General features: G+C 50.6%; 8 protein-coding genes. 1 reads left to right on the forward strand and 7 read right to left on the reverse strand.

Annotated elements, in window-relative coordinates; all coding sequences use genetic code 11:
• Positions 1 to 6: 6 nt before the first annotated feature.
• The 7 genes from EKM83_RS09180 to EKM83_RS09210 all read right to left on the reverse strand — a co-directional run bounded on the left by EKM83_RS09180 (position 7) and on the right by EKM83_RS09210 (position 10,572).
• Positions 7 to 1,374, reverse strand: a complete 1,368-nt coding sequence (locus tag EKM83_RS09180) for an aldehyde dehydrogenase family protein (protein ID WP_125576694.1) — start codon at positions 1,372 to 1,374, stop codon at positions 7 to 9.
• A gap of 942 nt (positions 1,375 to 2,316) precedes the next feature.
• Positions 2,317 to 3,276 carry an ABC transporter ATP-binding protein gene (locus EKM83_RS09185; protein ID WP_125576696.1) on the reverse strand — a complete coding sequence of 320 codons (960 nt, stop codon included), beginning with the start codon at positions 3,274 to 3,276 and terminating at the stop codon, positions 2,317 to 2,319.
• The gene (locus tag EKM83_RS09190; protein ID WP_125576698.1) at positions 3,276 to 4,376 is read right to left on the reverse strand and encodes an ABC transporter ATP-binding protein; all 1,101 of its coding nucleotides are present in this window, start codon (positions 4,374 to 4,376) and stop codon (positions 3,276 to 3,278) included. The genes EKM83_RS09185 and EKM83_RS09190 overlap by 1 nt, the downstream gene beginning before the upstream one ends.
• Before the next feature lie 13 nt (positions 4,377 to 4,389).
• Entirely contained in the window at positions 4,390 to 5,415 is a 1,026-nt protein-coding gene (locus EKM83_RS09195) for an ABC transporter permease (protein ID WP_125576700.1), read from the reverse strand.
• An 11-nt stretch (positions 5,416 to 5,426) separates the two neighbouring features.
• On the reverse strand, positions 5,427 to 6,356 hold the full coding sequence (opp3b, locus tag EKM83_RS09200; protein WP_125576702.1) for an oligopeptide ABC transporter permease: 930 nt from the start codon (positions 6,354 to 6,356) through the stop codon (positions 5,427 to 5,429).
• A 200-nt stretch (positions 6,357 to 6,556) separates the two neighbouring features.
• The gene (locus EKM83_RS09205; protein WP_125576704.1) at positions 6,557 to 8,185 is read right to left on the reverse strand and encodes a peptide ABC transporter substrate-binding protein; all 1,629 of its coding nucleotides are present in this window, start codon (positions 8,183 to 8,185) and stop codon (positions 6,557 to 6,559) included.
• 761 nt (positions 8,186 to 8,946) lie between these two features.
• Positions 8,947 to 10,572 carry a peptide ABC transporter substrate-binding protein gene (locus EKM83_RS09210; protein ID WP_125576707.1) on the reverse strand — a complete coding sequence of 542 codons (1,626 nt, stop codon included), beginning with the start codon at positions 10,570 to 10,572 and terminating at the stop codon, positions 8,947 to 8,949.
• 338 nt (positions 10,573 to 10,910) lie between these two features.
• Here EKM83_RS09210 and hflX point away from each other — a divergent pair, with 338 nt between their 5' ends.
• Positions 10,911 to 12,188: a GTPase HflX gene (gene hflX, locus EKM83_RS09215; RefSeq protein ID WP_125576709.1), complete on the forward strand. Its 1,278-nt coding sequence runs from the start codon at positions 10,911 to 10,913 to the stop codon at positions 12,186 to 12,188.
• Positions 12,189 to 12,247: the final 59 nt, after the last annotated feature.

Genomic DNA, 12,247 nt, shown 5'->3' on the forward strand with positions numbered 1-12,247 from the left:
GCCTCCTTATTTAGGGTACACAACGATCTTGGCGTTCATAAATTCCATGATGCCCATATCGCTCATTTCACGGCCGTAACCTGAATTCTTGACTCCGCCGAATGGCAGTTCAGGAATCCCGGTCGACCCTTTGTTGATAAAGACTTGACCAGTCGCCATCCGACTCGCAACGCGGTGGGCCCGCTCTTCATCAGCGGAGAACACGGCACCAGCGAGGCCAAATGGCGTGGCGTTAGCAATTTTCACCGCTTCGTCGTCGGAATCGACCACGTACAGCTGAGCAACGGGACCAAAGAATTCTTCTTGACTGGCCGGATTATCTGGCGTGATATCGCCAAGTAACGTCGGCATGAAGCCCGTTGCGTCACCCACGGGACCACCAGCGACAAGGGCGGTCGCCCCGTGTTGCACGGCGTTATCGACCTGTTGGGCCAACTTTTCTTGACCGCGTTTAGACGCCAATGGTGCCAGCGTGGTCTTAGAATCCATCGGGTCACCCACAACCTGCGCGGTAAAGATTCGCTTAAGCCCCGCAACAAATTCATCGGCGACTTCGCGGCGAACGATAAACCGCTTGGCGGAGGTACAAGTTTGTCCAGAATTCCGTAACCGGGAAATAGCAGCTTCTTGAATCGCGTTGTCCATCTCGGCATCGTCTAAAATCAGGCAAGCATCACTACCGCCCAACTCCAACGTACTCTTAGTCAGATTTTGCCCGGCCAAGCCCGCCAATTGACGACCGACTGGTTCGGATCCGGTCACAGCCAAACCTTGGACCCGGGAATCTGCAATCACCCGTGCCACTTGGTCATGGGTCAAGCACAGGTTCTGGAAGGCCCCCACTGGCATGCCCGCCTGCCGAGCGGCTTGTTGAATCAAGTCGGCACAACCGGCAACGGAACTGGCATGCTTCAAGATGACGGGGTTCCCTGCCAGATAATTGGGTGCCAACACCCGAATCACTTGAGTGTACGGGAAGTTCCAGGGTTCCACGCTCATGATGATCCCGGTTGGGGCAAATTCCAACTGGGCGTGCGCGTCGTTTGGCCCGTACACGTAAGGCTTCGGCGTCAAGAAGGCCGCGCCGTTGTTGGCGTAGTAGCGGGTAATATTGGCCGCCGCATGGGATTCGCCCTGCCCTTCCTTGAAGAGTTTCCCCATATTGTGGGCCGCCTCTTCCGCAAATTTGTCGGCTTCATCGTCGAAAATCTGCGCTAATTTTAAGAGATGTTGTGCCCGTTCAAAGCGGGTAGTTGGTTGTTCCTCGAAGTATTGCGCGCTCGTAGCCAAGGCTTGGTCAACCTCGGCGTCAGTTGCGTCAGGATAAGACCGGTATTCGGCGCCGGTCAATGGATCGATTACACGGTAAGACATAGCAGACACCAATCCTTTCAAAATTCGAAACTATCCCCATTATGCGAGTTGAATTTGTGAAAATTGTGAAGATAAATCCAATATAATGTTAAGGAATCTTCACATTTGCTTATGAAAGCTTATCGTGAACTTAAGGCAACCCTAATGTAAGCTTAAATGCGGTTTGTCAGTAATGAAAGCGGTGCTAATTCTCGTACCCAGTGAATCAGTCTGCCCATGACCTTTATGCAAAAGCCGAACTACATTGGCCTATTCACCGGTCACCTTGTGCACGTTTTATCATGTCGGTGGCGACTGATGATGTAAAAATTAGTCGTTTACAATTTCGTAGTGTGTACTGACCGCCTACCGTCCCCCAACTATGGGTTGGAACGCGGTGGGCGGACCGGACCGAGCCTGAGAAGCGGTCTCGGCCTCGCTTTGAGCCGGAAGCCCACGTCTCAAAGACGCCAGTTGTCTAAGCGGCATGAACCGTGCCGCTAAGGCAACTCCCACGGCTGAACCCATACTTGGCGGACTCTCGGCTACAAGTGTACGTGCTAGTGAAAGTTGGCTTAGTTCCAGGTAACGGCTGATTTAACAACTAGTCTTTAATTAAGACAAGGTTACTGATCATCGCCAACTCGCCGGAGGCAGCCAGCTGTGTCGACGGTGTTGGCTGAGGTCTTTTCTCAGCCTACAGCGTAGGGCGACTTTGGAGACTGGCGGTCTTAGCCAGGCTTCAAAGCGAACCGGAAGACCGCCCCTCAGGCTGGAGATGTCCCCCATAGCAGGCGGAATCTCTGGCTGACGCAGGCTCCTGGTTTCACTAATTTTAGCGAATAGAAGACCGTCGTTTCAGGGACTATTGCATTAATGCTACTTTCAACCTTTAGTTGGCACTAAAAAAACGAGGACCCCCAGGCAATGACTACCTGTTGGTCCTCGTTTCATTCAATGTTTTTACTTACGAATCAATGACGCTTCGTGCGCGCGTTGCGTATACATGTCGATTTCGTCGTCAGCGGCGCGAACCCAATGACGGGGTGAAATTTCGACGAGCTTGCGTTTCTTGCCGTCATTTTCACCGCTACCATCGTAGGCAATCTCTTCTCGGGTCCGTTCAAACTCTGGATCAGGGACGGGTACGGCTGACAATAGACTCTTGGTGTAGTCATGCAGTGGGTGAGCGTAGATTTCGTCAGAGTCGGCGATTTCTAGCATCCGGCCATAGTGCATGACGCCGATCCGGTCAGAGATGTACTTGACCATCGACAAGTCATGGGCGATGAACAGGTACGTTAAGCCCTGTTCCCGCTGGAGCTTCTTCATCAAGTTAACGACTTGGGCTTGGATGGACACGTCCAACGCAGAGATTGGTTCATCGGCAATCACGAACTTGGGATCCACGGCTAACGCCCGGGCAATCCCGATCCGTTGCCGCTGTCCACCGGAGAATTCATGCGGGTACCGACTGGAGTGGTCCTTGTTCAACCCAACCGTTTCCAACAGGTCTTCCACCTGCTTGGTCCGGTCGGCGTCGTCCTTGGCCAAATGGTTGATGTCGATACCTTCCGCCACGATATCCTTGACCTTCATCCGCGGATTCAATGAGGCGTAAGGGTCTTGGAAAATCATTTGCATGTCCTGCCGGAACTCGCGTTGGTCGGCCTTGCTGGTGAAATTATCCACGTTCTTGCCATTGAATAAAATCTCACCGGCGGTCGGCTCGTACAAATGGATGATGGCCCGGCCAGTCGTGGTCTTCCCAGAACCAGATTCGCCAACGAGACCAAACGTTTCCCCCTTGTAAATATCAAAGGAAATGTCATCAACCGCGCGGACCTCATCGGCCTTACCCACGTTGAAGTACTGTTTGAGGTGCTTGACCTCGAGGATTTTTTCGGCATTTTCGTAATCCATTATTGCTGTTCCTCCTGTTCTTCAACTGGGACGCTTGGCCGTTGCTTGGCGACCAAGTCTTTTTGCATCGCAGCGTATTTCTTTTGCCGCGCAACGATTTGTTCTGGTGGCGTCACCTTAGGCGCATCCGGATGGAGCAACCAGGTTGCCGCATAGTGGGTGTCAGAGACCTTGAAGAACGGTGGTTCCTGTTCGGTGTCAATCTTCAAAGCATAGGCGTTCCGAGCAGCAAAGGCATCCCCTGCTGGCGGATCCAACAAGTCCGGTGGCGTCCCAGGAATCGATGGCAACTCGTCACCGCTGGAATCCAGTGTGGGCATGGAGCTTAACAGGCCCCACGTGTACGGGTGCTTCGGGTTGTAGAAGATTTCATCCACGGTCCCGTATTCCACGATTTTCCCAGCATACATGACGGCGACCCGGTCGGCCATGCCAGCCACGACCCCCAAGTCATGCGTGATGAAAATGATCGACGTGGAAATCTTATCTTGCAATTCCTTCATCAGGTTCAAGATCTGCGCCTGAATCGTCACGTCCAAAGCAGTCGTGGGTTCATCGGCAATCAGAATTTCTGGGTAGTTGATCAACGCAATCGCAATCACGATCCGTTGCCGCATCCCCCCAGAGAATTGGTGCGGGTAATCATTGATCCGGTTCTCCGCATCCGTGATCCCGACCAACTTCATCATTTCTAAGGCTTGGGCCAATGCCTTTTCCTTCTTCATCCCCTTGTGGACCATCAGGGGTTCGGCGATTTGCTTACCGATCCGCATGGTGGGGTCCAGTGAAGTCATTGGGTCTTGGAAGATTTCGGCGATGTCTTGGCCCCGAATACTTTCCATTTCTTGATCAGTTTTTTTCAGTAAGTCTTGGTCCTTGTACATGATGGACCCGCTGGTAATGTCAGCGTTCCGGGCATTCAAGCCCATAATCGTCCGGGTAGTTACGGATTTACCGGAACCAGATTCCCCGACGATGGCCAGGGTTTCCCCTTTACGAAGGTCAAAGCTCACGTTCCGGATGGCCTTAACGTCACCGGCATACGTTTTGAAATTAACCTGCAGGTTGCGTACTTCCAAAATATCTTTTTCGTTCTCCATGACGTTAGTTCACCTACTCTTTCGTCCGCGGATCAAAGGCATCCCGTAAGCCATCACCTAAGAGGTTGAAGGCTAACATGATGATGGACAGAATCAACGCTGGCCACCACATCTGATAAGGCAGGAACTGGAAGTTCTTTTGCCCATCGTTTAACAACGTCCCTAGTGAAGCCTGTGGTGAGGAAATCCCAATCCCAATGTAGGATAAGGTGGCTTCAAAGAAGATGGCGTTGGGGATCGTAAACATCGTGTTGATGATGATCACGCTGGAGAGGTTCGGTAACAGATGCTTGAAAGCAATCTTCATCGGTCGCTCACCCAGCGTTCTCGCCGCGAGAATATATTCTTGTTCCTTAATCTCCATGGTCTGCGCTCGGACGAGTCGGGCCATGTTGACCCACGACGTCAGCGCGATGGCAATGATGATCGACGTCATCCCGGGTTTTAGAATCAAAATCAACAGGACGATGACAACTAGGTTAGGAATGGACAGGATGATTTCAATGATCCGTTGCATGATCGTATCAATGCGACCACCCTTCCATCCCGAGAACATCCCGTACGTTACCCCGATGGTCAAATCAAACAGGGTGGCCACTAACGCGATGATCAAGGAAATCCGTGTCCCGTAAAGGACCCGTGAGAACAGGTCCCGACCTAAGTAGTCGGTCCCCATGATATAAAATTTGCTGGAAGCCCCAGCCTGCTTATAAGCGTCGACTCGTTCGCCCGCTTGAACCAAGGTCCCGTTGAACCCGTTGATGTTCACACCGGGAATCTTCGATGGTAAGTTGGCGTATGACGGGTTCACGGCATTGGGGTTGTGTGGTGAGACCACCAAGGACCCAAAGGCCATGATGAACACGATGGCCAGCACGATCAAGGATACCCAGGCACCCTTGTTCTTCTTCAACCGCCGCCAAGCATCTTGAGCGAACGTTAAGGAAGGCGCGGCAATCTTTTCGCTATCGAGATTCGCCCGATCATCGCTGGAAATCCGCTTAAAGCTATCTTCAGGGAGTTTAACTGTATCTGCCATTTATTTACCTCCTAGTTAGCCTTGCCTGTGATCCGAATCCGTGGGTCAACGATTCCATAAAGGATGTCGGTGATCAACAGAACGACACAGAGCATGAATGAATAGATGATGGTCAGGCCCATGATGGTTGGGTAGTCGTTCGTCAAGACGGACTTCACGAATTGTTCCCCAATCCCCGGGATCGAGAAGATGTTTTCCACAACCATTGACCCAGTCATGATGTTCACGGCTAACGGTCCCACAATCGTAATCAACGGAATCAAACTGTTCCGTAGCGCATGGTGGTAAATGACCCCCGTGCGACTCAGCCCCTTGGCCTTGGCTAGCTCAATGTAATCCGAACTCAGCACGTCGACCATTTCCGTTCGGACGAACCGCGCCGACTCGGCTAACGGCGTCGCTCCTAACGCAAGGGTTGGCAACACCGTGTAGATGAAGCCGCCCCATTCGGCAATCGGGAACCAACCGAGCTTCAACCCCAGGTAGTACTGGAGTAAGACGGCCAAGACGAAGGATGGGATGGAGATCCCTAAGATAGACACGATCGTTGCCGTGGTGTCGACCCAGGTATTTTGCTTCATGGCCCCAAAGGCCCCCACGATGATTCCTAAAATGACCCCGAAGATCATAGCCTGCAGCCCAATCTGCAGGGATGGTCCGATCCGACTTGAAAGCAAGTAGGAAACGGGTTGGTCACTAAATTGGAAAGACGTTCCGAAGTTACCGCGGACAGCCCCTGCTAAATACAGCAAGTACTGTTGCCAGACTGGCTTATCCAAACCATATTGTTCGTAGATCAGCGCAATCTGACTTTTGGACAACTTAGCTTGGTTGGTCAGTGGCGTCCCAGGTAACAACTTCATTAGGAAGAACGTCACGGTAATAACGATGAATAAGGTCAGGATCAAATAAAAGATCCGCTTTGCTAGGTACTTTGCCATTTGTTTACCTCTCAATCAGTAGACTTATTCGTTACCGTTAAGTTGTTAAACTTAACAAGAACTCCACAAAAACAACAAGATGATAAATGATTGCAATAATATCGAAAAGTAAGGACCAACTCGCGTTAATCCTTACTCCCCGATAAAGCTTATTATGTCAGATTTGCACCTGACGAGTAATAACTGAATTAATTCGTGGCTTACTTGGAAATGTAGGCTTGACTGAAGTCCCAGTTAGCGCCGGTTGGGAAGTAGATCAATCCCTTAACGTTAGACTTGACCAGTTGGGCTTTCCCTTGTTGGTAAATTGGGATGATCCCTTGGTCATTCAAGATAGCCTTTTGGGCACCAACCATGTCGTTCCAACGAGCAGCGGTGTTGTTGGCATCCTTACCAGTTGCGGCAGCGACATCCTTGTCGTAAGTCTTAGAAGCCCATTTCCCGTTGTTGTACGAGTTGTCAGAGGTGAACAGAGACAGGAAGGAAATTGGGTCTGGGAAGTCAGCGCCCCAAGCGGAAACAACGGCGTCGAACTGACCATTTTGTGACCGGCTCAACCGCGTCTTGAATGGCAAGTTACTGTTGGTAACCTTGATGTTGCCTAACTTCGCCCATTGACTTTGAACGAATTCGGTAATGTTCTTACCAGCTGGCGTATCATCAGCCATTAAAGTGAAGGAGTAACTTGAACGACCGGTTTCCTTCAAGGCTTGCTTCCAAAGCTTCTTGGCCTTGGCCATGTCTTGAGAAGTTGCTGAAGGAACGGCGGCGTCCGTGTTGAAGTCCTTACCCTTGTAAGAAGCTAAGCCCGTTGAGACCAACCCTTTAGCAGTGGTTGACCCATCGGCCAAGACCTTGTTGACGAATTGGTTCCGGTTGATAGCCAGTGATAAGGCTTGACGAGCCTTCTTGTTCTTCATCATGGAATCTTTCTTTTCGTTCAATTCGATGTAGAAGGTCGAAGCACTCTTCCGTTCAACGTACTGCTTAGAGTTCTTGTAGTTCTTTGGTTGTTGCCCACTCAGGTAAGTTGCATCCAGCTTGCCACTTTGGTACTGGCTCAAAGCCGTTTGAGGATCCTTCATTGTTTTGAAGTTGATCTTCTTTAGTTTAACATTCTTCGCGTTCCAGTACTTAGTGTTTTTACTCATCGTCCAGTTATCGGACGTCCCAGTCCAGTATGTTAACTTAAACGGACCGTTGTAGACGTTCTTCTGGGCGTTTGTTGCATAACCCTTGCCGTACTTTTGAACGACTGACTTGTTTTGCGGGAAGAACATGGGACTCGCTACCAATGAAGGGAAGTAACTAGTGGCCTGCGTTAAGGTCACAACCACTTTGTATTGGCCAACTGCCTTAATACCTAAGGTTGAAACGGCCTTCTTCTTGTTCATGATGGCGTTGGCGTTCTTAACCGGCGCGTACATGTAAGCGTATTGTGAAGCGGTCTTAGGATTGACGGTCCGTTGCCAGGCAAACACGAAGTCTTTAGCGGTTACCTTATCACCGTTACTCCAGTTAGACTTCCGGAGATTAAACGTATAGGTCTTCCCGTCCTTAGACTTGGAGTAGCTCTTAGCAACCCCAGGATGAATGGAACTGTTCTTGCCGATCCGTAACAGACCTTCACCGGTGTTGTTCATCGTTTCCCCAGAAACAACGTCCGTTGCGGTTGATGAGTCCATGGAAGGTAATGCGGAACTTTCCATCCAATTTAACGTTTGCTTGCTGGCTTCGCTGGAACTGCTAGATGACGACCCACACGCTGCGAGCAAGACTGCCGCGAATGTCGCCACCGTTCCTAGTTTGACTGCCGAATTGATTTTCATTTTAAATCCAACCCCTCTTAGTTGTTGTTTGCGAAATAAATTGACAACCTCAAATTTGATATTGCAATTGTATATTAGAAAAAGATTAAAATCAATAGGAATGGCTAATTTATTTTAAATAATTTTATAGAAACGCTGCTATGACGGGTATATAAATTAAAAATTAAAATCTGATGTCACATTTAGTCAGCCGAAAACTCACCTGTTTTGTATACCATATACAAGAAAATGGCATAAAAATTAACTCGCTACTCACTGATTATTCAGTAATGGTAGCGATTACCAACGTGGGTAAATCGGTTTATGAGAATTGGGCGAGGAACTTGGGGCCAATAACGATCAATCTGATGCGCCAAAATTGACCGTTATTGGCCCCGTCACGCCGACTTGTGAAATTCTCCGAGTCATTAGCCACCCCTCCCACTGAATGCCGCTGACAGCCCCTTTTTCCGCGACGACTAGGCAAGCAAAAATGGCATCCCCACTTTTTTCATGGGAATGCCATTTTGAGTTACGGGTATTCTAGAGCTGCGTGTCTGTAAGGCTTCGTCGTGCGTGCTGTCCACCTTACCGTTCGTCGAAGACAATCGCCTTCACCGGCAACCGTAGCCAAGTTGACGAATTGGCCAGTAAACCAATCGTTATTGACTAGCATCCTTGTAGCCGAGAGTCCGCCAGTTCTCGCTGTGAAGCCGGTCCCCATAGCAGGCGGAACCCTTGGTAGCCGCAGGCGACTGGCTTCCGCAATCTGCCCTTCAACTTTACTTGCTAATGTAAGCCTTGCTGAAGTCCCAGTTCGAGCTGACTGGGAAGTAGACGATGCCCTTGACCTTGGACTTCATCAGTTGCGGCTTGCCACTCTGGTAAACCGGGATGATGCCTTGGTCCTTCAATAAGACCTTCTGGGCGTCGATCAGGTTTTGCCAACGAGCAGCTGGCTTGTTGGCGTTGGTCGTCGTGGCTTCCTTAACCAGCTTGTCGTAAGTCTTGTTCGACCATTTTCCGTTATTGTAGGAATTGTCTGACGTGAACAATGACAGGTCGGTGATTGGGTCTGGGAAGTCAGCGCCCCACAGCGTGACGACGGCATCGAATTGGCCAGCAGCTGACCGTGACAACCGCGTCTTGTATGGCAAATTAGAATTGGTGACCTTGAAATTAGGTAGCTTAGACCACTGACTCTGGACGTATTCCGTCGTACTCTTACCTTCGGCGGTGTCATCAGCCATCAGCGTCAGCGAGTAGCTCTTGCGGCCAGTCTCTTTCAATGCCTCGTTCCACAGCTTCTTGGCCTTGGCAACATTGTGTTCCGTCGCGGCTGGAATCGAGCCTTCGGCAGCAAAGTCCTTGCCATCACGTACGGCTAAACCTGCCGTAACGATACCGTTGGCGACCTTAGAGCCGTTGTCTAAGACCTTGTTGACGAATTGCTTGCGGTTCAAGACCAGTGACAGAGCTTGCCGGGCCTTGACGTTACGCATCATGGAATCCTTCTTCTCGTTTAATTCCAAGTAAGCGACCCGTGAACTGTTACGGGCGTGGTATTCCTTAGAGTTCTTGTAATTCTTCGGTTGTTGCCCACTCAGGTAAATGGCATCCAGCTTCCCACTTTGGTATTGGCTCAACGCCGTTTGCGGATCCTTAACGGCACTGAACTTGATGTGCTGGAGCTTTACCGACTTGGCGTTCCAGTACTTGGCGTTCTTGGTCAACGTCCAATTATCAGAGGTCCCAGTCCAGTAAGTCAGTTTGAACGCCCCGTTGTACACGTTGTTCTGGGCATTGGTGGCGTACTTCTTACCGTATTTTTCAACGACGCGTTGGTTTTGCGGGAAGAATGCGGTTTGCGCGACTAAGGTTGGGAAGTAGCTGACTGGGTGAATCAAGGAGACTTGAACCTTGTAGTTGCCTAGCGCCTTGATGCCTAGCTTAGAAACGGCCTTCTTCCCGGCCATAATGGCGTTGGCATTCTTCACGTCCGCGTACAGGTAAGCGTACTGCGACCCTGTCTTGGGGTTCACAGTGCGTTGCCAGCCGTAAACGAAATCTTTCGCGGTGACCTTATCGCCGTTGCTCCAATTGGATTTTCGGAGATTAAACGTGTAAGTCTTCCCGTCCTTGGACTTGGTGTAGCTCTTGGCCACCCCTGGATGGGTGCTACTGTTCTTGCCAAATTTCAACAGGCCCTCACCCGTGTTGTTCAGCGTTTCACCGGACACCACATCCGTCGCCAGCGAATTGTCCATCGTCGGCAATGAAGAAGACTCCATCCAGTTTAACGTTTGGTCCTTGGCTTGACTCTGACTCGACGAGGTCCCACACGCTGCTAACGCTACCGTTGTCAGCGCGGCGACCGTCCCTAATTTTAACATCGACTTTACCTGCATACACGACCGACCCCTCTAATGAGTTTGTTTAACCAATTGGTTATTGCTGACAACTATATATTAAAATTAAATGAGAATCAATACCAAATCTTAATTATTTTAAATTTACCGGCTCACACCACCAACTAGGCAACTACTGGTCCAGCTTGAATTGGCCCACGACACTGTCACTCATCCGCCGGTCACTAAAAATTCTCATTGTATTATCATTTACCCAACTTAACGATTCACCAGCTCATTAATTTTCTGAAAACTGCCGGTCAACGCTGGCTAATCCTGCAACGTTTGCCGGCCGGCATGTTATACTTGGCACATAGACTTTAAAGGAGGGTGATCTTTTGGAAGAAACCCCACGAACACCAGTCATCACGATTGGCTTAAACGCCGGTCAGGCCACCTTCGGCTACTCGATGACTGAACTGAAAAACTTGGTGGAGGCTAACAACATGACGGTGGTTGAAGAGATTCAGCAATCACTGCCTAAGCCTAACCCGGGGACTTACTTCGGGACAGGGAAAGTCGAAGAGCTGGCCACCATTGTTGCCGACGATGGCGTCGATACCATCGTGGTCAACGATGAGCTAACTCCCAGTCAGATTCGGAACCTCGAGGCGGGCACCAAAGCTCGGATCATGGACCGAACTGGTTTGATTTTGGAAATCTTCGCCAACCGGGCCCAGTCCCGTGAAGCCAAGCTCCAGGTTCAACTGGCCATGTTACAATACCAACTGCCCCGGCTACACACCAGCGCTTCCCAACGGCTGGACCAACAAACCGGTAGCGGTGGCGGCGGTGGCTTCACCAACCGTGGTTCTGGTGAATCACAAACCGAAATGAGTCGTCGGACCATTCAACGATCGATCAACCACGTGAACCACGAACTCAAGGAAATCAACCAAGCAGCGGCCACCCAACGGGCACAGCGGGAACGCAATGAACTGCCTTCCGTCGCGTTAGTCGGTTACACCAACGCCGGCAAATCCACGTTGATGAACGCACTGGTCCGTGAATTCGGCAAGAGCGAAGAAAAACAGGTCTTCGTTAAGAACATGCTGTTCGCCACGTTGGATACCAGCGTGCGTCAGCTGACCTTCCCCGACCAAAAGAAGCTGCTATTGAGCGACACGGTCGGCTTCGTGAGCCAACTGCCAACGCAGCTGGTCAAGGCCTTCCGCTCCACGTTAGCTGAAGCTGCCAACGCCGACCTCTTGATCCAAGTTGTCGACTACGCTGACCCCAACAAAGAAGCCATGATGGCTACCACGGAACAGACGCTGGAAGATATTGGTGTCACCGATGTACCAATGATCACGGTCTTCAACAAGGCCGATTTGACCGACGCCCATTACCCGAACCGGGTTGGCGACCAGTTGATTCTCTCCGCCATGGATGCCGACTCCATCGACGCATTGGTGAAGGCCGTTAAGGAAAAAGTCTTCCACAATTACGTGACGGCCAACTTCCTGATTCCGTTCGCCGACGGGGATGTCGTGGCCTACATGAACGACCACGCCAACGTGCTCGACACCAATTATGAAGCAGACGGTACCGCGCTCAAGGTCGAGCTCCAGTCCGCTGACTTCGACCGCTTCAAGCAATACGTTGTTACGGAATAATTATGAACTTAGCCACCCGCTTTTTCTTGCGGGTGGCTTTTTTGCTATCTTCCTTACCA

Origin of the sequence: Levilactobacillus angrenensis (genome assembly GCF_003946085.1) — a bacterium.
GTDB classification, from domain to species: Bacteria; Bacillota; Bacilli; order Lactobacillales; family Lactobacillaceae; genus Levilactobacillus; species Levilactobacillus angrenensis.